Source organism: Paenarthrobacter sp. AMU7 (assembly GCF_041200195.1).
Taxonomy (GTDB): domain Bacteria; phylum Actinomycetota; class Actinomycetes; order Actinomycetales; family Micrococcaceae; genus Arthrobacter.
In genome coordinates this window covers 1,488,743-1,510,703 of sequence record NZ_CP165735.1, presented here as the reverse complement: position 1 = coordinate 1,510,703, position 21,961 = coordinate 1,488,743, and the positions used below count along the sequence as shown (strand labels likewise).

The 21,961-nt window shown below is 63.8% G+C and carries 22 protein-coding genes; 10 read left to right on the top strand and 12 right to left on the bottom strand.

Annotation, left to right across the window (positions count from 1 at the left end; translation table 11 throughout):
- Nucleotides 1-179 precede the first annotated feature (179 nt).
- Nucleotides 180-866, top strand: a complete 687-nt coding sequence (locus ABQM86_RS07055) for a TetR/AcrR family transcriptional regulator (RefSeq protein WP_207596807.1) — start codon at nt 180-182, stop codon at nt 864-866.
- Nucleotides 863-2,536: an MDR family MFS transporter gene (locus ABQM86_RS07050; RefSeq protein WP_369746264.1), complete on the top strand. Its 1,674-nt coding sequence runs from the start codon at nt 863-865 to the stop codon at nt 2,534-2,536. Before ABQM86_RS07055 ends, ABQM86_RS07050 begins: the two co-directional genes overlap by 4 nt.
- Nucleotides 2,537-2,538: 2 nt before the next feature.
- Here the strand turns inward: ABQM86_RS07050 and ABQM86_RS07045 are convergent, their stop codons facing one another.
- The 3 genes from ABQM86_RS07045 to ABQM86_RS07035 form a co-directional block, all read right to left on the bottom strand.
- Nucleotides 2,539-3,015 carry an NUDIX domain-containing protein gene (locus tag ABQM86_RS07045; protein ID WP_207596805.1) on the bottom strand — a complete coding sequence of 159 codons (477 nt, stop codon included), beginning with the start codon at nt 3,013-3,015 and terminating at the stop codon, nt 2,539-2,541.
- Nucleotides 3,016-3,019: 4 nt separating this feature from the next.
- A complete protein-coding gene (locus ABQM86_RS07040) occupies nt 3,020-3,520 on the bottom strand; it encodes an META domain-containing protein (RefSeq protein ID WP_369746263.1) in 501 nt (166 codons plus the stop codon).
- 126 nt (nt 3,521-3,646) lie between these two features.
- The gene (locus ABQM86_RS07035) at nt 3,647-4,198 is read right to left on the bottom strand and encodes an A24 family peptidase (RefSeq protein WP_280627510.1); all 552 of its coding nucleotides are present in this window, start codon (nt 4,196-4,198) and stop codon (nt 3,647-3,649) included.
- 59 nt (nt 4,199-4,257) lie between these two features.
- Here ABQM86_RS07035 and ABQM86_RS07030 point away from each other — a divergent pair, with 59 nt between their 5' ends.
- Together ABQM86_RS07030 and ABQM86_RS07025 are read left to right on the top strand one after the other, a co-directional pair.
- Nucleotides 4,258-5,019 carry a hypothetical protein gene (locus tag ABQM86_RS07030; RefSeq protein WP_207596802.1) on the top strand — a complete coding sequence of 254 codons (762 nt, stop codon included), beginning with the start codon at nt 4,258-4,260 and terminating at the stop codon, nt 5,017-5,019.
- 170 nt (nt 5,020-5,189) lie between these two features.
- Entirely contained in the window at nt 5,190-5,855 is a 666-nt protein-coding gene (locus tag ABQM86_RS07025) for a GNAT family N-acetyltransferase (RefSeq protein WP_369746262.1), read from the top strand.
- A 104-nt stretch (nt 5,856-5,959) separates the two neighbouring features.
- Here the strand turns inward: ABQM86_RS07025 and ABQM86_RS07020 are convergent, their stop codons facing one another.
- Nucleotides 5,960-7,234: a PhoH family protein gene (locus ABQM86_RS07020; protein WP_369746643.1), complete on the bottom strand. Its 1,275-nt coding sequence runs from the start codon at nt 7,232-7,234 to the stop codon at nt 5,960-5,962.
- A 357-nt stretch (nt 7,235-7,591) separates the two neighbouring features.
- On the bottom strand, nt 7,592-8,398 hold the full coding sequence (locus ABQM86_RS07015) for an isoprenyl transferase (protein ID WP_207596799.1): 807 nt from the start codon (nt 8,396-8,398) through the stop codon (nt 7,592-7,594).
- Between the two features lie 108 nt (nt 8,399-8,506).
- Here ABQM86_RS07015 and ABQM86_RS07010 point away from each other — a divergent pair, with 108 nt between their 5' ends.
- Nucleotides 8,507-9,148: a hemolysin III family protein gene (locus ABQM86_RS07010; RefSeq protein ID WP_369746261.1), complete on the top strand. Its 642-nt coding sequence runs from the start codon at nt 8,507-8,509 to the stop codon at nt 9,146-9,148.
- A gap of 16 nt (nt 9,149-9,164) precedes the next feature.
- Here ABQM86_RS07010 and ABQM86_RS07005 read toward each other — a convergent pair whose 3' ends face one another.
- The 3 genes from ABQM86_RS07005 to mca all read right to left on the bottom strand — a co-directional run bounded on the left by ABQM86_RS07005 (nt 9,165) and on the right by mca (nt 12,652).
- Nucleotides 9,165-11,321 (bottom strand): thioredoxin domain-containing protein, encoded by a 2,157-nt coding sequence (locus ABQM86_RS07005; protein ID WP_369746260.1) that lies wholly within the window; start codon nt 11,319-11,321, stop codon nt 9,165-9,167.
- Nucleotides 11,299-11,643 carry a hypothetical protein gene (locus ABQM86_RS07000; protein WP_207596796.1) on the bottom strand — a complete coding sequence of 115 codons (345 nt, stop codon included), beginning with the start codon at nt 11,641-11,643 and terminating at the stop codon, nt 11,299-11,301. Before ABQM86_RS07000 ends, ABQM86_RS07005 begins: the two co-directional genes overlap by 23 nt.
- A gap of 103 nt (nt 11,644-11,746) precedes the next feature.
- Nucleotides 11,747-12,652, bottom strand: coding sequence for a mycothiol conjugate amidase Mca (gene mca / locus ABQM86_RS06995; RefSeq protein WP_369746259.1), 906 nt, complete (start codon nt 12,650-12,652; stop codon nt 11,747-11,749).
- Nucleotides 12,653-12,726: 74 nt separating this feature from the next.
- Between mca and ABQM86_RS06990 the strand changes: the two genes are divergently transcribed.
- Both ABQM86_RS06990 and greA read left to right on the top strand, forming a co-directional pair.
- The gene (locus tag ABQM86_RS06990; RefSeq protein WP_369746258.1) at nt 12,727-13,185 is read left to right on the top strand and encodes a DUF4307 domain-containing protein; all 459 of its coding nucleotides are present in this window, start codon (nt 12,727-12,729) and stop codon (nt 13,183-13,185) included.
- Nucleotides 13,186-13,337: 152 nt separating this feature from the next.
- Nucleotides 13,338-13,832, top strand: coding sequence for a transcription elongation factor GreA (gene greA, locus ABQM86_RS06985; RefSeq protein ID WP_011774015.1), 495 nt, complete (start codon nt 13,338-13,340; stop codon nt 13,830-13,832).
- 87 nt (nt 13,833-13,919) lie between these two features.
- Here the strand turns inward: greA and ABQM86_RS06980 are convergent, their stop codons facing one another.
- The 4 genes from ABQM86_RS06980 to ABQM86_RS06965 form a co-directional block, all read right to left on the bottom strand.
- Nucleotides 13,920-14,534, bottom strand: coding sequence for a rhomboid family intramembrane serine protease (locus tag ABQM86_RS06980; RefSeq protein ID WP_369746257.1), 615 nt, complete (start codon nt 14,532-14,534; stop codon nt 13,920-13,922).
- 13 nt (nt 14,535-14,547) lie between these two features.
- On the bottom strand, nt 14,548-15,786 hold the full coding sequence (ilvA, locus tag ABQM86_RS06975; protein WP_089594164.1) for a threonine ammonia-lyase: 1,239 nt from the start codon (nt 15,784-15,786) through the stop codon (nt 14,548-14,550).
- Nucleotides 15,787-15,789: 3 nt separating this feature from the next.
- Nucleotides 15,790-17,070 (bottom strand): AI-2E family transporter, encoded by a 1,281-nt coding sequence (locus ABQM86_RS06970; protein ID WP_207596792.1) that lies wholly within the window; start codon nt 17,068-17,070, stop codon nt 15,790-15,792.
- Nucleotides 17,071-17,155: 85 nt separating this feature from the next.
- A complete protein-coding gene (locus ABQM86_RS06965) occupies nt 17,156-18,106 on the bottom strand; it encodes an aldose 1-epimerase family protein (protein ID WP_369746256.1) in 951 nt (316 codons plus the stop codon).
- Nucleotides 18,107-18,205: 99 nt separating this feature from the next.
- Here ABQM86_RS06965 and galT point away from each other — a divergent pair, with 99 nt between their 5' ends.
- The 3 genes from galT (at nt 18,206) to ABQM86_RS06950 (ending at nt 21,815) form a co-directional block, all read left to right on the top strand.
- The gene (gene galT / locus ABQM86_RS06960; protein WP_369746255.1) at nt 18,206-19,357 is read left to right on the top strand and encodes a galactose-1-phosphate uridylyltransferase; all 1,152 of its coding nucleotides are present in this window, start codon (nt 18,206-18,208) and stop codon (nt 19,355-19,357) included.
- Entirely contained in the window at nt 19,354-20,514 is a 1,161-nt protein-coding gene (gene galK / locus ABQM86_RS06955) for a galactokinase (RefSeq protein WP_207596789.1), read from the top strand. The genes galT and galK overlap by 4 nt, the downstream gene beginning before the upstream one ends.
- A gap of 62 nt (nt 20,515-20,576) precedes the next feature.
- Nucleotides 20,577-21,815 carry an acetyl-CoA C-acetyltransferase gene (locus ABQM86_RS06950; RefSeq protein ID WP_280627502.1) on the top strand — a complete coding sequence of 413 codons (1,239 nt, stop codon included), beginning with the start codon at nt 20,577-20,579 and terminating at the stop codon, nt 21,813-21,815.
- Nucleotides 21,816-21,961 lie beyond the last annotated feature (146 nt).

Here is a 21,961-nt window from a genome sequence, read left to right as displayed (position 1 = left end):
CTGGTCTAAAACCCAACAGCACGACGGCGGCCGGTACCTTTCGCACGAAAGGTGCCGGCCGTCGTCGTACTCCGGAGTTTTTGTACGGCGCGCCCTGAGCGCCCACCTTCAGGGTCAACTGCTGTCCAAGAACTCCTGCTTTTTTGCACTTTCTGGCTTGGAGTGCAAAACTTTACTTTGTGAGCAATAGTGCAAATATCGACGGCGGCCTCCGCGAGCGTAAGCGGGCTGCCACGCGGACGGCGATCACCGCCGTCGCGCGTTCCCTGACCGCGGAGCATGGCCTCAGCGGTTTCACTGTTGAGGAAGTCTGCGAAGGGGCGGGAATTTCGCGCCGAACCTTCTTCAACTACTTCCATTCCAAAGAAGATGCCGTGATCGGCTCTTTCTCGGATGAGTTGCCCGCAGACGCCTTGGAAGCGTTCAACCAGAACCCTTCGCGCACGCCGGACAGCATCTCCGGAACTCTTCTGGCAGCTCTGCATGTGCTCACCGTGACTCTGATGGAGCGTTCGTCCATCAGCCGTAGCGAGGTCCAACAGTTCATCGCTGCCATCACGGCCGAACCACAACTTCTGGCGCGCCTGACCCTGGAAGGGGAGGCCCGTGAACGGCAATTCGCTGCCTTGGTGGCCGCCCGCGAAGGGCTGGATCCTGAGCATCCCGAAGTCATGACAGCGACGGCGTTGTTCGGGGCGGTCTCCAAGAAGACAGCCCAGCAGTTCTTCTCGGAGGAGAACACCCGCCCGTACCGCGGCATCCTCGAACAGAACCTCAACGCCGCGCGGAAACTCTTTGCCCAGCCGCTGGCCACGAACCAGCAACTGGGCCCCAACCCCCTTGATACCTCGAAGGACCCCGCATGAGTACACTCCCGAAGGCAGCAGAACCGCTGTTGCTGACCCAGAAACGCATCTGGATCATCTTCTCGGCTCTGATCGCAGGCATGCTCCTGTCCAGCCTCGACCAGACCATCGTCTCCACCGCCATGCCCACCATTGTGGGCAAGCTCGGCGGGGTGGAGCACCAAGCCTGGATCACCACGGCCTACCTTCTGGCCACCACCATCGTGATGCCCATCTACGGCAAGTTTGGTGACATCCTGGGGCGCCGCAACCTGTTCCTCATTGCCATTGCCCTGTTCACACTGGCGTCCGTGGGCTGCGCCTTCGCCACCGATTTCTGGGGCTTCGTCATCTTCCGCGCCCTCCAGGGCCTGGGCGGTGGCGGCCTCATGATCCTGTCGCAGGCCATCATCGCTGACATCGTTCCTGCCAAGGAACGCGGCAAGTACATGGGCCCTTTGGGCGCCATCTTCGGTCTCTCCGCTGTGGCCGGACCGCTGCTGGGCGGATTCTTCGTGGACCACCTCACGTGGGAGTGGGCTTTCTACATCAACATCCCCATTGGTATCGCGGCGTTCATCACCGCCTGGTTCACCTTGACCCTGCCCAACAAGAAGGCCGAAAAGAAGATCGACATCCTGGGTGTCGTCTTCCTCTCCGCAGCCACCACGTGCCTCATCTTCTTCACCGACTTCGGTGGCAAGAAGGACGAGGGCTGGGACTCGCCGCTTACCTGGGCGTTTGGCGCGGGCATGGTCCTGGCTGCCTTCGCCTTTGTGATGGTTGAACGCCGGGCCGAGGATCCCATCATTCCCCTGAGCCTGTTCAAGAACCCCATCTTCATCAACGCAACGGCCATCGGCTTCACCTTGGGCCTTGGCATGTTCGCTGCCATCGCCTTCGTCCCGACGTTCCTGCAAATGTCCTCGGGCACCTCGGCGGCAGAGTCGGGCCTGCTGATGCTCCCCATGATGGTTGGCCTGATGGGTACGTCCATCTACTCCGGTATCCGGATTTCCAAAACCGGCAAGTACAAGATGTACCCCATCCTCGGTGCGGCCCTGACCATCGCGGCGATGTTGTGGCTGACCACTCTGGCAGCATCCACGCCAATCTGGGTGATCTGTGTCCAGCTCTTCATCTTCGGCGCAGGCCTGGGCCTGATCATGCAGGTCATCGTCCTGGTGGTGCAGAACTCTGTTCCGGCTGACCAGATCGGCACGGCCACCAGCACCAACAACTACTTCCGTGAAGTAGGTGCATCGCTGGGTGTCGCCGTCTTCGGTGCGATCTTCACCAACCGCTTGTCCGAATCGTTGACTGAGGCATTCACCGGCGCCGGCGCTTCTGCCGAACAAGCTTCGCAGTCCACCAGCACGTTGGATCCCCAGGCACTGGCACAGCTCCCTGACCAATTGCGGGACGCGATCGTCAACGCTTACGCCAACTCGCTCGCACCCGTGTTCTGGTACTTGGTACCCTTCATTGCCATCGCACTGATCCTGGCCATCACGCTCAAGCAGATCCCTCTCTCCGACACGGCCGGAATGGTGGCACGCGGTGAGGCTGTGGGCGGCGAGGAGGCTGAGAAGCTGGCGGCTGAGCGCTTGGTTGGTCAGCTCGAAACCGACGTTGCCGCGTCGGATGACCTCGACAAGGACCGACCCACGGCCGAAGCAGGACGCAAGTAGCGTCAGTCCTCCGTTTGGTACGCCACGGGGCCCTCGGGCTCCGTGGCGAGCCTGATGGCCTCAAGGTTGCCGGAGCTCATATCCGGGAGGTCGTCCAGTTCAAACCAGCCGACGTCGATGGATTCGTCGTCGTTTACCCGGGCTTCCCCGGAAATGTACTTGCACCGGAATGTAATGTCCAGGAAGTCGCAGACGTCCCCGTTGGGGAAGGTCACCGGACCTACAACCCCAACGCCGAGGATCCGTTCAGTCTCAGCCACCACCGCTGTTTCTTCGAAGATTTCCCGTACAAGGCCCGGAGCAGGGTGCTCCCCCGGCTCCAACATTCCCGTGATCAGTGTCCAGTGACCGTTGTCTGCCCGCTGGCACAGCAGCACACGGCCATCGTTATCGAAGACCACCCCGCGGACGGCCGGTAGCCAGAGGGGGTCGTTGCCGATCTTCTCCCGCAGTTTGAGCACAAATTCCGGTGCACCCATGGTGTCAGCTTTCCTTCAGGTCAATGGTGGCGTGTGCATTGCGCAAGGTGAGCGTATCGCCGTCGAGCTTCCACTGAACAGGCTGCTCAAAGAGCTTCTCTGTCCAGGCCTGGTAGCTGCCCGTTGGCTCCTCGCAGCCCCTGTCCGTAACGGACACCAACCCCGGTGTCAGGACATCATCCTGGACCGAAACCTGCACCTGCAGATGGTTGCAGGGCGTGGCGACATGCAAGGTCCACACTCCATCGAAACGCGCCGACGTTACACGCAGCGGATGCGTGCCGAGCCACGATACCTCTCCTGTGGCGTCTCTTCCGCGCACGGACGCGAATTCGGAACACCCCAGCGGAGTTTCGCAGGACCGCACTGGCCGCTGCAAGGCCTGCGACGTGATGGCCGACGTCGTCGGAGCGGAGGAGGTGCTGCCTGGTTGGGCACATCCGCTGAGCAGGACGGTGCAGGCAATGGACACAGCCACCGCGAGCCTCAACCTGTTCCGCTGCATTGCACCCTCTCCTGGCGCCCCGCACGCGTCGGAACACCCACTGGGCTAAGCATGCCGCACGCCGGTGAACACCGAGAATACGGAGAGCGTTGCAATTTGGCCGCAGTTGGTCCTTCCCGTGAAACGCTACGCGGGCAGGACGATCATGGCGGCCGCAGCACCTGCCAGCATGAACGGCCCAAAAGGAATGGCCGATCGCAGCGTACCGCGGCGTGACACCAGGATAGCCAGGCTCCACAGACCGCCCAGAATGAAAGCGGCGAACGTCCCTGCGAACACATGGCTCCACCCCAGGTATCCCAAGTAGAGGCCCAGCACACCCGCCAACTTGACGTCACCGAAGCCCATGCCGGGCGGGTGGATGAGCCTCAACACGAAGTAGAAGAGCCACAGCACAGCGCCGCCCGCGAGGACCCGGAGTCCGGGCACAGCGAAAAGGTCCGCAGAAAGGTGGCGGTCCGGACCGGCATCGGCGAAGAAAGCCAGGAACGATGCCGCCAGCAACAACACCCCTGCCACTGCGTACGACGGAAACACAATGCGGTTGGGCAACAGGTGGCTCCGCACGTCTATCACCGTGAGCCGAACAGCCATCACCACGAAGTACAGGCACGCGGCCATCACCAGCCAGAAGCCCAGCGGGCTGGCATCCCAGAGGTCGGAGAGTCGTCGGATCACTCTCGGATGCTATCCCGCTTGGCCGCGGGCACGCTTGAATGGCTGGGTAAACTGTGGATATGGGGAGCTACAGCGCAGAAGGACCGGGGGTCGACTTGTCCTCCACATTCCGGAATCTCTGCCGCTCTTCGCCGTGGAAATGGACGAGCCTCCGCTTCGAATACCTGGAGCGGCCCGGGACGGGCGCCTCCATGGTCCGCGCATGGCTGAGGCGGCCGGGCGCTCTTCGCCTGGAAACACCGGACGGCCAATTGCTGCACAGCACCACGGGCATCAACGACTCCCGGGATGATCTGTACGTGTCCTCAACACGCCGCTCATGGTTGCTTCCGGCCCATCTGGTGACGCCTGTTTACGACGACGCCGGACTGGTCAGGCGACGCCCGGAGGCAGCCTACGGTGAGCCCTCCTTCGGCAACGGGCGCCTTGCCGCCGCCCTCGATCCCGTGGAACTGGCCGGCAACGCGCCGGTTCCCCTCGAATTTCCGGACACAAACCCCGTCTTCCTGGAACAACCCCGGGAAGTGGACCATGAGGGCCGCCTCGCGTTGGAAACCATCGTGACCCGCAGCAGGACCTATGTTCCCTCGGATCCTGCCGAGCCTTTGGCCCACATTGGACGAACATTGATCAGGATCGACGCCGGTACGGGAGTTTGTGTTGCCAGCCAAAGCCTGGATGGGGACTCGTCCGGAAAGGGACATTGGCTGAAGATCCTCGCCGTGGACGAGTACATGCTGGACGACCTTTTCCTGGCTGAGTCCATGAACCTCACGGACGTACGCCGCCACATCCCGTGGGACATCGGCCCGGCCGCCTGAACAGCGGTACCCTCGGCAGGCGTCGAGGGGTGAGCTCCCGGCAGTATCGAGGGTGCGCCAATGTCCTGGGAACCAACCCCTCGGCGAGCATGGCGGGCGGGTGGCGGAAGCGTAGGAGCCTCCCTGCGATGTGACTCGCATGGCTCCCCCCGCCGGGCTAAGCTACGGCGATGACATCCCTGGCAGACATCTGGCCCCCGTTCGGACTCACCCTCACCACCGCGAGGTTGACCATCCGTCCAGTTTTCGACGACGACATCCCCACCGCCGTGGCGGCCGCGCGTTCCGGAGTCCACGAGCCAGGCAAGAGCCCGTTCAGCACCCCGTGGACCGATCTGCCGACCGACGAGCTCGCCCCCAACATGGCCCAGTGGTACTGGCGCTGCCGCGCCAACTTCACCAAGGAATCCTGGACCCTCCTCCTTGCCGTGTGGCACGACGACGAATTCCTGGGAGTCCAGGACATCGGCGCCAAGAACTTCAAAACCCTCAAGACGGTGAGCACGGGATCCTGGCTCAAGCAGTCTGCACAAGGCCAGGGCTTCGGCAAGGAGATGCGCGCCGCCGTCGTCAGCTATGCCTTTGACTACTTGGGCGCCGAGGTAGCCGAGTCCGAGGCTGCCTCCTGGAATCAACAGTCCCTGGGCGTCTCCGCCAGCCTCGGTTACGAGCCTAACGGCATCTTCCGCGATGGGTGGGGAGACACCGTCCAGGAAGTCCAAAAAGTCCGCCTCACCCCAGCCACCTTCAAACGCCCGGACTGGACCCTCAAAGTCCAAGGCCAGGAAGCCCTTTCCTCTTATCTCGGAATCGGACAACTTCCGGCGGGTGACTGAGAGGCGAAGGCCAGGCATCCGGCAGCGTGCGTCAAAAGCGAGGAACGAGCTAGCACGCAGAGGATGTCTGGCCTTCGCCGTAGGCGGGCACCGCGTCGATGGGGTTAGATCTCAGCCCCTTCGAGCAACTCCGTCACCAGCGCTGCAATCGGTGACCGCTCCGACCGGGTCAGCGTGATGTGCCCGAACAGCGGGTGGCCCTTGAGTGTCTCGACGACAGCCGCAACACCGTCGTGCCGCCCTACCCGGAGGTTGTCCCGCTGGGCGACGTCGTGGGTGAGGACGATCTTGGAGTTCTGCCCGATGCGGCTCATGACGGTGAGGAGGACGTTTTTCTCGAGTGACTGTGCTTCGTCCACGATCACGAAGGCGTCGTGCAGCGAACGTCCGCGGATGTGGGTCAGCGGCAGGACTTCGAGCATGCCCCGATCCATGACTTCCTCAACGACTTCCTGGCTCACCAGTGCGCCAAGGGTGTCGAACACGGCCTGGGCCCAGGGGTTCATCTTTTCGGACTCGGATCCGGGGAGGTAGCCGAGCTCCTGGCCGCCTACGGCGTACAGGGGGCGGAAGACCACCACTTTGCGGTGCTCACGGCGTTCCAGGACTGCTTCCAGGCCCGCACACAGTGCCAGCGCGGACTTGCCGGTGCCCGCACGCCCACCGATGGAAACGATGCCGACGGCGGGGTCCATGAGCATGTCAATGGCGAGCCGCTGCTCGGCCGAGCGTCCGTGGAGGCCAAAGACGTCGCGGTCGCCCTTGACGAGGCGGACTTGCTTGTCGGCCCCTACCCTGCCCAGCGCGGACCCTCGGTTGGAAAGAAGGACCAGTCCGGTGTTGACGGGGAGTTCAGCGGCAGCTGGGATGAAAACCGGTTCGTGGCCGTAAAGGGTGGTGATTTCGTCGTCGTTGGCTTCGACCTCGGCCATACCGGTCCAGCCGGAGTCCTTGACGAGTTCGTTGCGGTACTCGTCGGCTTGAAGTCCCATGGCGGATGCCTTGACGCGCATGGGGAGGTCCTTGGAGACCACGGTGACGTTGTGGCCTTCGTTGGCCAGGTTCTTCGCCACAGCCAGGATGCGGCTGTCATTGTCGCCTCCGCGGAATCCTGCCGGCAGCACCTCGGGGGAAATATGGTTCATTTCCACCCGCAGCATTCCGCCGTCCTTCCCGATGGGAATGGACTGGTCGAGGCCGCCGTGTTCGATCCTCAGATCGTCCAGGAGCCGCAGTGCCTTGCGGGCGAAGTATCCGAGTTCGGGATCGTGGCGTTTTCCTTCCAGTTCGCTGATGACCACGATGGGGACGATGACTTCGTGTTCAGCGAATCGCAGCAATGCATGGGGATCGGACAGCAGGACGGACGTGTCGATCACGTAGCTGCGGCCTGTGACGGACTTTTTGGTCCGCGCTGTTTGTGGGACCCGCTTGGCGCGAGAGGTAGCTGCACTTTCCCCGTCGGAAACCACTGCGGGCAGTTGCTCAGAAATAGCCACATCGACTCCAGCCCCGGGCAGTTCGCCCGGCCTAATGGTGAAGCGGCTCGGCCGGAAGGCCGGGCGTGGCCTCCCATGTAACTGGTGCGATGATCCGCTCCATGTACTGGCCTCCCCGATCAGCGGGCGGTTTTGCCTGCTGATGTGATTAACGTAATCCCGCACACATTCATTTCCGCAACCCGCGGTCGGCAAGTCGCATGTCCGGTTCGTTAATTTTTGATGAACCGGGCCGCCCTATGCTCCGTAGCGGCGCTGGCGCCCGGCATAATCCCTGAGGGCCCGCAGGAAATCAACCTTACGGAACGCCGGCCACAGTGCCTCGCAGAAGTAGAACTCGCTGTAAGCGCTTTGCCACATCAGGAAACCGGAGAGCCGTTGCTCGCCGGACGTGCGGATGACCAGGTCAGGATCAGGCTGGCCGCGGGTGTAAAGGAACCGGGAGATGTCGTCCACCGAGAGTTCATCTGCGACGTCGGTCATAGTCCGTCCCTTGGCGGCGGCATCGTGCAGGAGTTCCCGGACGGCGTCGACAATTTCGCGGCGGCCGCCGTAGCCCACGGCGACGTTGACGTGGATCTTTTCGTGGACCGGCGTGCGGGCTGTCAGCTTGTTGAGGCGCTCGGCCAGATAGTCCGGCAGGAGCTCGGGAGCGCCCATGGCGTGGACGGAGACGTCCTCGTCTTCGTCAAGACGGTCCATGGTGTTCGCGATGATGCCCATGAGGAGGTCCAGCTCTTCACCGGAGCGGTTCATGTTGTCCGTGGAAAGCATGTAGAGCGTCACAACTTTGACGCCCAGTTCCTGGCACCAGCCGAGGAACTCGTGGATTTTGTCTGCACCGGCCTGATGTCCCTGGCTGGTGGGTGCATTGAACTGGCGTGCCCACCGACGGTTGCCGTCAACCATGACACCGATATGCCGTGGGATTTGGTCTTGTTTGAGGGAGCGCAGAAGTTTGCGCTCATAGAAGCCATAGAGGAAACCGGGCAGCTCCACCGGACTCTCACCTGACTTCCTTGCTTGTACGACGACGACGCACATCCTAGGCTACCTTCCCCAGCTGGCGAGCCGGTGCAGTCGGTGATGAAAAATCCCTCCGGCTGTTGTTACCCTGCGGTAACTTACCGAAACGTAAGTTATGGTTTAACCATGGCTGAGCTCCTCGAAACCAAGCCCGCCTGGCGCGGGTGGATCCATGCTGCAGCGGCTCCCTTTGCCCTCGCTGCAGGGATCCTGCTGGTGACCATTGCCCCGACCCCGGACCGCAAAATCACGTCCGCCATCTATGCGCTGACCGGCTTCCTCCTGTTCGGCGTCAGTGCTGTCTACCACCGGGGAAACTGGTCCCCCAAAGTCCGCATCGTCCTCAAACGGCTGGACCATACGAACATCATGTTGGTCATTGCCGGAAGCTACACCCCGCTGGCCTGGTCCCTGCTGGAACGCTCCGAGGCCGTCACTCTGCTGTGGCTTGTCTGGTCCGGAGCGATCGTCGGGGTGCTCTTCCGGATTCTCTGGACGCACGCACCGCGCTGGCTGTACGTTCCCGTCTACATCGCCCTGGGCTGCGGAGCGTTGTTCTACTTGCCTCAGTTCTTCGCGGCCAACGCCCCTGCCGCGATCCTGATCTGCGTGGGCGGTGCCTTGTACATCGCCGGCGCGGTGTTTTACGCCACCAAGAAGCCCAACTTCAGCGTCAAGCACTTCGGCTTCCACGAACTCTTCCACGCCTTCACCGTGCTGGCCTTCGCGGCCCACTTCATCGCCATCATGCTGGCAGTGCTGAGCTAAGCCGAAAGGGACCTGCTCAGTCGCCTGATCCCATGGCCGCCAAGCGCGCCCGGACAGCAGCTGGCTCCCCCAGCGGCCTTTCGCACACCATGTCCCGGCACAGGTAGACCTGCGGTAAACCGTCCGGTGTGCCTGACCTGTTGAGAAGCAGCGGCACGCCGGGATCCCCAACCGGCGCCCCGGCGTCGTCCTCCTGCACTGCGATTACCAGCCCTGGGCTGGCAGACGTCAACAGCGTGTGGTGCAGTTCGCGCTTCAACAACGAATCCGGGCCTGCGACGGCGGCCTCCACCGGCCCTGCGAGCGCGGCTTGCGCGGTGGCCAGGAGCCAACCGGCGACGCGCGGCGCCTGGGTGGCGAGAGGCGGGAGCAGGCCAAGGATGTTGCCCGCCATGAGCCGGTGCCCGTGGGATCCGGAGTAGGCAGCGTAGGACAGGAGAACCCCGGCGAAGCCTGCCGCTCCGCTGGGTGTGGCGTTGTCGAAGGGGTCCAGCGCTGCGTGCTGACCTTGGGCGTTGAAGACCTGCGCAGACTCCCCCGTCGAGTCGGCAAGCTGTCCGTTTTCCACGAAGCGGGCGCACGCAGCCAGCACCAACTCCTCCGCGAACAGGTACCAGCGTTTGGTTCCCGTCACCGCATAGAGGGCCAGGAAGCCATCCGCACAGAACGCGTAGTCTTCCAGCAGCCCGCCGATTCCACGTGCTTGTGAGTCATGTGAGACGCGGACCAGCGTCTTCGTTTCATCGTTCCAGTGGACGGTGGCGAGGTACCCGGCCACGTTCTCCGCCGCCGACACCAGGTCCGGGCGGCCCAGAATGGCACCCGCCTCGGCGAGTCCGGCTACAGCGAGGCCGTTCCAGCCGGCCACCACCTTGTCGTCCCTGGCTGGCTGGTTCCTGAGGTTGCGCGCAGTAAGCAATACCGGCGCCACACGCCCCCACAGCCGCAGATCAGCGTCGGACAGCTTCCGCGCCGGATGGAGTGGCGAGCCGAGGGCCGACACTGTCCCTTCAGCGCCAATGTTCATCATGCGCGCCACCTGCAGGGCGTCATCGGCGCCCAGGACATCCGCCAAGGATTCCAGGGTCCACAGGTACGTGGCGCCCTCGTGATGCACTCCGTCAATGACCGTGTCGGCGTCCAAGGAGGAAGCCGCAGCGCCGCCTGGCAGCCCCAGTGACTCCAGCATCCAGTCTGCGCACCGTGACGCCACAGCCGCCGCTTCGTCGGCTGAATAGACCTCGTTGCCACCCAACCGCACCCAGTGTGCATAGACACGGAGCAGTTGGGCGTTGTCGTAAAGCATCTTCTCGAAGTGGGGCACGGACCAGTCCGCCGTCACCGAGTAGCGGGCGAATCCGCCGTCGAGCTGGTCGCACAAGGCCGAGCGCGCCATGCCCGCCAACGCTCGTCCAGCCATGTCCTTGGCGGCATCCGCTGTATCGGAGGGCACCGCCGCGTGCCGGATGAGGAACTCGAGAACGGCCGACGGCGGGAACTTGGGGGCGCTGCCGAACCCGCCGGCGTCGGGGTCTTCAGAGCGCGCCAACAGCGCCACGGCGTCCGGAAGGAGGGAAGCATCCAGCAACCCGGGCGGTTCGTCGAGCCGCACCGCCGCGGACAGTTGCCCATCAGCCATGCTGGCTGCAAGACCCCGGGCGTTCTGCTCCACCCCGTCACGACGCTCCATCCAGGCTTCATGGACGGCTTCAAGAACATTGCGGAAGGACGGCCTGCCGGGCAGCGGAACGGGCGGGAAATAGGTTCCGGCGTGGAAAGCGAGCCCGTCCGGGGTGAGGAAGACGGACATTGGCCAGCCACCTTCACCACTGATGGCCTGGGTCGCGGCCATGTACACGGAGTCGACATCCGGACGTTCCTCCCGGTCCACCTTCACCGGGACGAAGTGGGCATTGAGGTAGTCAGCCGTTTCCTGGTCTTCGAAAGACTCGTGGGCCATGACGTGGCACCAATGGCATGCGGCATAGCCGATGGAAAGAAAAACCGGGACATCACGTTCGGCGGCGAAAGCAAAAGCTTCGTCGCCGAACGGACGCCAGTGCACGGGATTGTCCGCGTGCTGCCGCAAATAGACAGAAGGTTCCGAGCCCAGGGCGTTGCTGGCCCAGGGCGAACCGTTACCGGTGGATTCAGCGGGTCCGGGGACCGGCATCGTCGTTCTCATCCGAGGCGCCGTCACCTGCAGACTGCGCGCCAGGGGCTCCGGGAGTGCCGCCGTCGGCAGCTTGGCCGGCCTCCGCAGCCTGGCCTTGCTCAGCCGCCAGGCGTGCTTCCTCCACCTGCGCGCGGTACCGGACGCGCCGGATGCGTCGAACCATGTCCACAATGAGGAACGTGGTCAGGATGACGATGAAGGCCGTGAGGACGAAGCCCCACGTACCGGGCGTCACCTGGTCCTCGGACAGGCCGGGCCGCAGCGTGCCCGAGGGGTTGGGCGACGGGGTGACGGTCAGGGCGAGAATCAAGTGGTGCACGTTCAAACCTTCTATGGGAGCTGATGCATGCCGACAGGCAGCGTAGCCGGAAGCTGGTTGGCCTGGCGACAATTTCTACGGGCGATAGAAACTGCCGGAGTTCCTATCTTATCCCCGCGAACAGGTCCTTCTCCGGCAGCTCGGACGGGACAGTGGACTTGATGAGCGTGTAGTCCTCCCACGGCCACGCAGTGCGCTGCAGATCCGGCGATACCGCGAAGAAGAACCCCAGGGGATCGATCTGGGTGCGATGCGCCCGGAGTGCGTCGTCGCGCGCCTCGAAGAAATCGCCGCAATCCACCTGGGTGGTGGTCTGGTGTCCCGGGGGAACGGGAGTATGGCCCTCGGCATCGGCCTCCAGCCACGCGGCAAGTCGCTCAGCGTAAGGAGACTGCAATCCTGCCTCTTCCAACGCAAAGTGCAGCGCACGGAACCGCTCCGGACTGAAAGCACGGTCATAGTAGAGCTTGCTCGGGGCCCACGGCTCCCCCATGCCCGGGTAACGGTCCGGGTCACCGGCGGCATCAAAGGCTTCCACCGCCACCTTGTGGGCCATGATGTGGTCCGGGTGCGGGTAGCCCCCATTTTCGTCGTAGCTCAGAATCACGTGCGGTTTGAAACTGCGGACCAGCCGGACCAGGGGCGCCGTGGCGCGTTCCAAGGGCTGGAGCGCAAAGCACCCCGGCGGCAGCGGCGGCAGTGGATCACCTTCCGGAAGGCCCGAATCCACAAAGCCAAGCCACCGCTGCTTGATTCCCAGGACGGCAGCCGCATTCGCCATCTCCAGTCGCCGGGCACCGGCCATGTCCCGTTTGGGGTGGGGCGCGTCTTCCATGGCCGGGTTCTGGATGTCACCGCGTGAGCCATCAGTGCACGTAGCAACCATCACGTCTACTCCCGCGGCGGCGTACATTGCCATGGTGGCCGCGCCCTTGCTGGACTCATCATCAGGGTGGGCATGGACGGCGAGCAGCCGCAGCTGCTGGTCGGAACTGCTGGACGCTGTCACGTGACGGCTCCTCTTTCGTGGATCAAGCTGTGTGGGCGGTGATGGGGCGCCGGGATCGGCACTAAACTGGACGGGTGACTTCAGAGGACCTATCGGCCACCCAAGTACCGGCAAGCACCAGCCTAGCCAATCGCTACGGCGGTCAAAAGCGCGCCATGAACCGCAAAACCAAGCGGAACATCGTCATCGGCGCCCTGGTCATCGGGATGGGGTTCGCCGCCTATGTGGCAACCGGATCCGCACAAGCCCCTGTCACCTTCAAGGACATCGGTTACAGCACCGTGGACGGCACCCAGGCAGAGGTGGACTACCAAGTCACCAAATATCCCGGAGCCACAGCCAAATGCGCCATCAAGGCACTGGACTCCAAATTCGCGGTAGTGGGCTGGAAGGTAGTGGAAGTAGGCCCCAACGATCCGCAGGACGACCCCGACGGCGGCAGCACCACTGTCCAGCGCACGGTCCTGCGTACCGAGTCACCGGCTGTTTCCGGAGTGGTGGACAATTGCTGGATCACGGACAGCGGCAAATAACAATCATGTGACCCATGACTCAACCGGTTTGGGTTCGTCCAAAGGATTTACTACAATGGATGAAACCTTCACCCCGTTAAGTTGGTTACTGAGTTCCACGAGTGGCCACCTCGGCGGGGTCTTTTGCATTGTCAGATCTAGAGGAGAAATCCGTGTCTACCACCAATAGCGCCACTGCGGCTTGGCTCACCCAGGAAGCTTTCGACCGCTTGCAGGCTGAGCTGGACCACCTTTCCGGCGCTGGCCGGGCGGAAATCGTCCAGAAGATCGAAGCTGCCCGCCAGGAAGGCGACCTGAAGGAAAACGGCGGCTACCACGCAGCCAAGGAAGAGCAGGGCAAGATCGAGGCCCGCATCCGCCAGCTCACCGCACTGCTTCGCGATGCCCAGGTTGGCGAGGCCCCTGCCGATGACGGAATCGTTGAGCCTGGAATGCTGGTTGTTGCCCGCATCGCCGGTGACGAAGAGACGTTCCTGCTGGGCTCCCGCGAAATCGCCGGAGACTCCGATTTGGACGTCTTCAGCGAGAAGTCACCCCTGGGTGCTGCCATCATCGGCCACAAGGAAGGCGACAGCCTGAGCTACGTCGCCCCCAACGGCAAGGAAATTCAGGTGGAGATTGTCTCCGCCAAGCCTTACGTCGCATAACCAGCGGCTCACCGGCCCGAAATACACGACGCCGGCCCACCCCTTCGCGGGGCGGGCCGGCGTTTTTTGGTGCGCGGCTGGTGGGAGTCAGGCCGCCGGCGCGGACTTGGGACGTAACAGGACGGCTGCAATGACGCCGCCAACGGCTCCGCCGAGGTGCGCCTGCCAGGAAACGTAGCCCATCACCGTGGGCAGCACGCCGAAGAGAATGCTGCCGTAGGCCATGAACAGCACCACCGAGAGCAGGATCTGCCACCAGTTCCGGTTGAAGAATCCACGGACCAGCAGGAACGCGAAGAATCCGAAGACCAGCCCGGACGCTCCCACCGTGACCCCTCCCCCGCCGATGAGCCACACAGCGAGCCCCGAGCCCAGCCAGCTGAAGGCCAGTGCCGTGATAAAGACGCGGAGGCCTGACAGGAACACCAGGAAACCGAAAATGATCAGGGGCAACGTGTTGGAAAGCAGGTGGTTGAAGTTCGCGTGCAACAGCGGGAACGTCAGGATGTCCAGCACCCCGTCCATGGAACGGGGGCGCAGGCCAAAGGTGAAGTTCAAGCCGTGGCGCATCAGCGTGTTGAGGATCTCGATGACATAAAGCAGGATGACGAAGCCGCCCATGAAGAGCAGGCCGCCCTTCGCCCGCCCGGCCAGCGACTCCCGGTCCGCTTCTCTGGATCCTTCAGGCGTTCCCAGCACCATGGTGCTCCTCCCGTCAGTGCACCACGATCGGCTGGAAGCCCTCGGCCCGCAGTGCGCCGAGAACCTGCTCCCCGTGTTCGTGGCCTTTGGTTTCCAGGTTGATGGTGATGGAGACGTCCCCCATGCTGATGGAGCCACCCAAGCGGGTGTGATCCAGCCCGGTGACGTTGGCATCGTTTTCGGCAATGATCCGCGCGATGGTGGCCAAGGAACCCGGGCGGTCATCGAGCATCATGCGGACAGTCATGAACCGGCCTGCGGCCGACAGACCGCGCTGGATGACTTTGAGCATGAGCATGGGATCGATGTTGCCTCCGGAAAGCACGACGGCGGTGTTTCCCGGGTTTTCGATCTTGCCATCCATCAGCGCGGCCACTCCGACGGCACCTGCAGGCTCAACCACCATCTTGGCCCGCTCCAGGAGGAAGATCAGCGCCCGCGCCAGGGAGTCTTCACTGACGGTGACAACATCGTCCACCAGCTCGCGGATGATGCTGAAGGGCAGCTGCCCCGGACGGCCCACGGCAATGCCGTCAGCCATGGTGGTGACCTTCTTGAGCGGCACCAGTGCGTCAGCGGCCAGCGACGGCGGGTAGGCGGCAGCGTTTTCAGCTTGGACGCCGATCACCCGGATCTCACGGCCGAGCTCCTTGGCCCTGGCTTTGATGGCCACAGCCACTCCGGCCAGGAGTCCACCGCCGCCGACGCCCATCAGGATGGTGTCCACGTTGGGGATCTGGTCCAGGATCTCCAGTCCGATGGTTCCCTGGCCTGCAACAACGTCCACATTGTCAAAGGGATGGACAAACACAGCACCGGTCTCGTTGGCGTAGCGCTGCGCTTCGGCCAGGGCTTCGTCCACGTTGTGGCCATGCAGGATGACTTCTGCGCCGTGGCTGCGGGTGGCCGCCAGCTTGGGCAAAGCCACACCAAGGGGCATGTAGATGCGGGCGTTGATGCCCAGGCTCTTTGCGGCCACCGCCACACCCTGGGCATGGTTGCCTGCGGAGGCCGCCACCACGCCGCGCTTCTTTTCGTCCTCGGTCAGCCGGGCCATGCGGACATAGGCGCCGCGGACCTTGAAGGAGCCCGCGCGCTGGAGATTCTCACACTTGAAAAAGACGTTGCCGCCCACGAGGCTGCCAAGAGCACGCGACGACTCCACTGGAGTCTTGGTAATAATGCCCTCGAGCAACTCCTGCGCCTTGAGGACATCGTCCAGCGTGACGGGCAGGGTTTCGAGGGTATTCACTGACTATTCTCCTTTAGTGGTGTCGGCGGCAGGGCCCTCAGCAGAGGGGCGTCCTGCAGCCTTGTTCTTGCCTGCGATGCCTTTACCGAGGCGGGATTCGGGCTTGGGGAGGTGAACCTCCTTGAAGTTGGCGTCTCCGCTCGGCCCCGCAGAAGCGGTTGCCGGCTGAGGCTCCATACCGCCCAATCCTTCATCATGTTCCCACGTCCGCCCGGCAATGTACCGAACCGCCGTGTTTACTACGGCGAGCAACGGGACCGCGAACAGTGCTCCCGGGATGCCTGCGAGGTAGGAGCCTGCTGCCACCGAGAGGATCACGGCCACGGGGTGCAGCGAGACAGCCTTGCCCATCACCAGCGGCTGCAGGATGTGGCTTTCGAGCTGCTGGACCAGCAGGACGATTGCCAGCATGATGAGCGCGTTGATGGGCCCGTTGGCTACGAGCGCAAGAAGCACCGCGATGGCTCCGGTAACAAGGGCACCCACTACCGGGATGAAGGAGCCGATGAAGACCAGGACCGCCAAGGGAAGTGCGAGGGGAACCTGGATGATGGCAGCGCCCACGCCGATGCCCACAGCATCCACGAATGCCACGAACATCTGGATACGCACATAGCTGACCATGGACGTCCACCCGCGACGCCCTGCGCCGTCAGTGGCCTTTCGCGCGGTCTTGGGCAGCAGACGCACCAGGAAGGCCCAAATCCGGCTGCCCTCCAGCAGGAAGAAGATGAGGATGAACAGGGCCAGGACGAGTCCCGCGGCAAAGTGTCCGGCAGTGCTGCCAAAGGACAAGGCGCCACTCAGGATACTGCTGCTGTTGTTTTGCAGCGCGTTGGCGCCATCGGCAATGTACTGGTCTATCTGGTCTGCGGTGAGGTGGAGGGGACCATCGGCCAGCCACGTCTGGATCTGTTGGATTCCGGCCAAGGCCTCCTGCCAGAGTTCGCCGAAGCCGGAGACAAGCTGCCTTCCCACCAGGGCCAGGGCGCCGGCGATAACGCCGATGAAGGCCACCACCGTGATGGCCACGGCGGCCCCGTTGGGCACATTGCGGTTGCGGAGCCACGCCACCACTGGATACAGCAGTCCGGCCAAAAGGGCGGCCACCATGACCGGGATGATGAGGAAGCTGACCTTGCCCAGCAGCCAGACCAGGGCACCAATCATGAGCAGGATCAGTCCCGCCCGCCACGACCAGGCAGCAGCAATTCGCACCCCGTAGGGGATGTCTTCGGCAATTTGGCGGTCAGAGCGGGATTTGGCGTCCGGTGTTGGCGTCATGAACCCATAATTCCGTAGGCCACGCCGTATGGGAAACCGGCCCGCGCAGCTGTTACCAAACGCTGAGGCAGCACGTACAAAAAGCTCAGAGGGATGCGGTGATGCCCCAGCTCATGGTGAACGCCTCGCCGGAGGCCAGCCATCGCAGGCCGTCGCCGCTGTTGAAGGCGTTGGCGGGGCCCGTCATCGGCTCGAGGGCCACAGCTTTGGAGCGGCCAGGGAAGGTATCAGTGACAAAAACATGGACGTACGGGGACACCTCGTCCTGCTCAAGGCTCACGCTGCGGCCATCAGGCGCGGTCAGAGTGTGGCGGGCCACGCCGCCGTCGTACGCCAGGTCCGTCAAGGCGACATCAACCAGCAGGTCATTCACCGCTGTGCCGGCGGAAAGATCGAACTGTCCATCTGCTTCAGCCGTGCTGCGGGGAATCAGCCGCTCGTCGGCCACCAGCCGGGTACGGGCTTTTACGGTCAGGACCAGGTCCTCGGTAGCGACGTCACCGAGGCGCAGGTAGGGGTGGGCCCCGAGCACAAAGGGCGCCCTGCCCTGGGAATCGTTGACCAAGGTCTGCCGGACGCGGAGATCCATGGCCTCGTCCAGCTCATAGCGGACCACGTGCCGGACCAGGAACGGGTAGCCGTGCTGCGGGAACACGGTGGCTTCGAGCGTCACGCTGAACTCGGATTCGTCCACCAAGGCGTAGGCGGCATTCCTCAGCAACCCGTGGCTGGCGTTGTTGCGGGAGACTTCGGTGATATCAAGTTGCTGCTTCTTACCGTCGAGGTACCAGACCCCGTCCTCCACGCGGTTTGCCCATGGCGCCAGGGTGATGCCCGTGGCGCCCGGAGGAATCTGGTCGTCATCGTAGCTTTCCGTCAGTTGCACACCGCGGCGGGAGTAGAGGCGCAGCCCGGCGGCGAGTTCGGTGATGACGGCGAGCGCATCGCCCCTGCGAAGCTCGAATTGCCGGCCCGTGGCGAAGCGGCGGGATTCGGAGGGGAGCGCGTTATCGGCGGGTGAAGGCAAGGCAGGCATGGCAATACCGTACTTCATTTCGAAACCCGGAACTCCACCTTCAATGTTAGCTTTTGTTAGAAACTATGCGCTTTTGATCGGTTGTGGAACAATGGATCCATGAGTCGCATCACCAGCACCCGCCTTGCGGACAGCCGCGAGCTGATCTACTTCGACGACCCCGGCACTCCGGAGCGAACACCGGAATCCCTGGTGGACCACCGCGAGCTCCCAGCCCGCGGCGAGCCCGGCGAAGTCCGGTATGACGCCCTGTCGGGCGACTGGGTTGCCGTCGCTGCGCACCGCCAGGCCCGCACGCATCTGCCGCCTGCCGACCAGTGCCCTATTTGCCCCACTACCGCGGCGAACCCCTCGGAAATCCCGACAGCGGACTATGACGTTGTGGTGTTCGAAAACCGCTTCCCCTCCCTGGGCCCTGCCCTGGGTGATATTCCCCCTCTGCCCGCACCGGGCGCCAGCGGCCATGGGACCGTTGGACCGGCATTCGGCCGATGCGAAGTAGTCGCCTTCACCCCGCAGCACACCGGCTCCTTCGCCGAACTCGGGGAGACCCGCGCTCGCACCGTCATTGAGGCATGGGCACAGCGGACCGAAGCGCTCAGCGCCTTGCCGGGCATCAAACAGGTCTTCCCGTTCGAAAACCGCGGCGCGGACATCGGCGTTACCCTGCACCACCCGCATGGACAGATCTACGCGTACCCGTACGTCACGCCGCGCGCCGCCCAGCTCGGTGCTGTCGCACGGAAATACTACGACGACGTCGACGGGAAGGAGACGCTGGCGGCGTCGCTCCTCAAGGCTGAACGCGAAGACGGCAGCCGCATGGTGCTGGAGGCCGAACACTTCAGCGCCTACGTCCCCTTCGCCGCGCGTTGGCCCTTGGAAATCCACGTGGTCCCCCACCGCAGCGTCCCCGACCTCGCAGCGCTCACGGGCGCAGAACGCGATGAACTTTCGCACGTCTACCTTGACCTGCTCAAGCGCCTCGACTCCCTCTACCCCACTCCCATGCCGTATATCTCCGCATGGCACCAGGCTCCGCTGGATCCGTCCCTGCGCCCTGCAGGCCAGCTCCACCTGCAGTTGACTTCACCCCGTCGCGCAGCCGATAAGCTCAAGTACTTGGCCGGCTCAGAGGCCGCCATGGGAGCGTTCATCAACGACACCACCCCCGAAGCCGTGGCGGAGAGGCTCCGCAGCGTCGCCGCGGCGCCGGCATCCCCCAAGACCCTGGAAGGCACCCGAGCATGAGCACCACTACCGATACCAGCGTCCTCGCCGCCCGCTTCCAGGAAACGTTCGGTGAAGCCCCCGACGGCGTGTGGCAGGCACCGGGACGCGTCAACCTGATCGGCGAGCACACCGACTACAACGAAGGTTTCGTGCTGCCCTTCGCCATCGATAAGACAGCAAAGGTGGCGTTGCGCGTCCGCGATGACTCAAGGGTCCGCATGCTGTCCACGTTCGGTGGGCACGGACTGGTGGAGGCCGATCTTTCAGAGCTGGAACCGGGCTCGGGCGAAGGTTGGTCCCGCTACCCGCTGGGGGTCGCCTGGGCGCTGAAGGAGCGTGGCATCACGGTGCCCGGCTTCGACCTCCTGCTCGACTCGGACGTCCCGTCGGGCGCCGGCCTCTCCTCCTCCCACGCCATTGAGTGCGCCGTCATCAGCGCCCTGAATGAGCTGACCGGAGCCGGACTCGCCGCCGAGGACCTTGTGCTGGCCACCCAGCGGGCCGAAAACGCCTACGTTGGCGCACCCACCGGAATCATGGACCAATCGGCATCCCTGCGTGGCGCCAAGGGACAGGCTGTCTTCCTGGACTGCCGCGACCAGCACGTGGACCTGGTACCGTTCGACGCCGAAGCCTCCGGTTTGGTCCTGCTGGTCATCGACACCAAGGTCTCGCACTCACATGCCGACGGCGGTTACGCCTCCCGCCGTGCGTCCTGCGAGCTGGGTGCCGGGATCCTGGGCGTCAAAGCACTGCGCGATGTCGGTGTGGAACGCTTGGAGGAAGCGTCCGGACTGCTGGATGAGACAACGTTGAAGCGCGTGCGCCACGTGGTCACCGAGAACGACCGCGTGCTGCAAACCGTGGACATACTGGGCAGCCAAGGACCCGCCAGCATTGGTCCCCTGTTGGATGCGAGCCACGTTTCCATGCGCGACGACTTTGAGATCTCCTGCCCCGAGTTGGACCTCGCCGTGGACACTTCCCGCGCCAACGGCGCCATCGGTGCCCGCATGACCGGCGGCGGGTTCGGCGGTTCGGCCATTGCCCTGACCCCGGTGGGCCAGGAGCAGCAGGTGCGTGACGCCGTCGTGCGTTCCTTCGCCGACGCCGGTTACGCCGCGCCGGACATCTTCACGGTGACTCCGGCGGCAGGCGCCCGCCGATTGGCCTGACACTTCCGTGATTTCCAGTAACCGCCCGGCGCTGGTGCAGGCGCCGGGCGTAAGCTGTGGCCATGACTGAGGCTGTCATTGTTTCCACTGCCAGAAGCCCCATTGGCCGCGCCTTCAAAGGGTCCCTGAGGGACGAGCGCCCCGATGACCTCGCCACCGCAATGGTGCAGGCCGCCCTCGCCAGGATTCCGGCATTTGATCCGGCCGCCGAGGATGGGCGCGGTCTGGACGATCTCCTTCTTGGTTGCGCAGAACCCAGCGGCGAAGCCGGCTCCAACATGGCACGCGTGGTGGCTGTCCTGGCAGGAATGGACCAGGTACCGGCGGCCACCATCAACCGTTTCTGTGCATCGAGCCTGCAAACGCTGCGGATGGCCTTCCACGCCATCAAAGCCGGGGAAGCCAACACGATCGTCTCCGCCGGGGTAGAGAGCGTGTCCCGCTACCAGAACTGGGCAGGCGCAGGAGAAACGGACACCGCCAACCACAACCCCCTGTTCGGCCCAGCGGCCCAACGCACGGCAGCCAGGGCAGCGTCCAACATTCCGTGGACCGATCCCCGCTTGGGTGGCCGTCTGCCGGACATCTACATCTCCATGGGCCAAACGGCAGAGAACGTTGCCACCACCTATGGCGTCAGCAGGGCCGAGCAGGATGAGTGGGGCGTCCTGAGCCAGAACCGGGCCGAGGCAGCCATCGCTTCAGGATTCTACGCCCGCGACATTACCCCCTACACCCGCCGGGACGGCACCGTGGTGGAGCGCGACGACTCTCCGCGGGCGGGAGTGACACTTGAAGCCGTGTCCGCCCTCCAACCCGTGTTCCGTTCCGACGGGACAGTCACCGCCGGCAACGCGTGCCCCCTCAACGACGGCGCCGCAGCCGTAGTGGTCATGAGCGATACCCGGGCCCGCGAGTTGGGCCTCGAACCGCTGGCCCGGGTGGTGTCCACAGGAGTGAGCGCACTCTCCCCCGAGCTCATGGGCATGGGTCCCGTTGAGTCCACCCGGCGGGCCTTGGCACTGGCCGGCCTGACCATGGACGACATTGATCTCGTGGAACTTAACGAAGCCTTCGCCGTGCAGGTGGTAGCAAGTGCACGGGAACTGGGCATCGACCCTGCCAAGCTCAACGTCCACGGTGGTGCCATCGCCTTGGGACACCCCTTTGGCATGACCGGTGCACGGATGACCAGCACGCTCCTGAACGGGCTCAAGGAACGGGACGGAACCCTGGGGCTTGCCACTCTGTGTGTTGGCGGCGGGCAGGGAATGGCCGTGGTTTTCGAACGCTTGAGCTAACCGCGAGGGGTTGGATCTCGCCCCTATGATTCGCCGAGGGGTTGGATCTCGCCCGTATGATCCCCCGCTTAGAGGCGAGAGCTCACCCCTCGACACACAAAAATGCCCCCGAAGAGTCTTCGGGGGCATTTCGGGTCGGCTTACTT

What these genes read in the sequence shown, in the direction of transcription:
- ABQM86_RS07050 (WP_369746264.1), top strand. Translation starts at nt 863, where the DNA reads ATGAGTACACTCCCGAAGGCAGCAGAACCGCTGTTGCTGACCCAGAAA.
- ABQM86_RS07045 (WP_207596805.1), bottom strand. Translation starts at nt 3,015, where the DNA reads ATGGGTGCACCGGAATTTGTGCTCAAACTGCGGGAGAAGATCGGCAAC.
- ABQM86_RS07040 (WP_369746263.1), bottom strand. Translation starts at nt 3,520, where the DNA reads ATGCAGCGGAACAGGTTGAGGCTCGCGGTGGCTGTGTCCATTGCCTGC.
- ABQM86_RS07030 (WP_207596802.1), top strand. Translation starts at nt 4,258, where the DNA reads ATGGGGAGCTACAGCGCAGAAGGACCGGGGGTCGACTTGTCCTCCACA.
- ABQM86_RS07025 (WP_369746262.1), top strand. Translation starts at nt 5,190, where the DNA reads ATGACATCCCTGGCAGACATCTGGCCCCCGTTCGGACTCACCCTCACC.
- ABQM86_RS07015 (WP_207596799.1), bottom strand. Translation starts at nt 8,398, where the DNA reads ATGTGCGTCGTCGTCGTACAAGCAAGGAAGTCAGGTGAGAGTCCGGTG.
- ABQM86_RS07010 (WP_369746261.1), top strand. Translation starts at nt 8,507, where the DNA reads ATGGCTGAGCTCCTCGAAACCAAGCCCGCCTGGCGCGGGTGGATCCAT.
- ABQM86_RS07005 (WP_369746260.1), bottom strand. Translation starts at nt 11,321, where the DNA reads ATGCCGGTCCCCGGACCCGCTGAATCCACCGGTAACGGTTCGCCCTGG.
- ABQM86_RS06980 (WP_369746257.1), bottom strand. Translation starts at nt 14,534, where the DNA reads ATGGTGCTGGGAACGCCTGAAGGATCCAGAGAAGCGGACCGGGAGTCG.
- ABQM86_RS06970 (WP_207596792.1), bottom strand. Translation starts at nt 17,070, where the DNA reads ATGACGCCAACACCGGACGCCAAATCCCGCTCTGACCGCCAAATTGCC.
- ABQM86_RS06965 (WP_369746256.1), bottom strand. Translation starts at nt 18,106, where the DNA reads ATGCCTGCCTTGCCTTCACCCGCCGATAACGCGCTCCCCTCCGAATCC.
- galT (WP_369746255.1), top strand. Translation starts at nt 18,206, where the DNA reads ATGAGTCGCATCACCAGCACCCGCCTTGCGGACAGCCGCGAGCTGATC.
- galK (WP_207596789.1), top strand. Translation starts at nt 19,354, where the DNA reads ATGAGCACCACTACCGATACCAGCGTCCTCGCCGCCCGCTTCCAGGAA.
- ABQM86_RS06950 (WP_280627502.1), top strand. Translation starts at nt 20,577, where the DNA reads ATGACTGAGGCTGTCATTGTTTCCACTGCCAGAAGCCCCATTGGCCGC.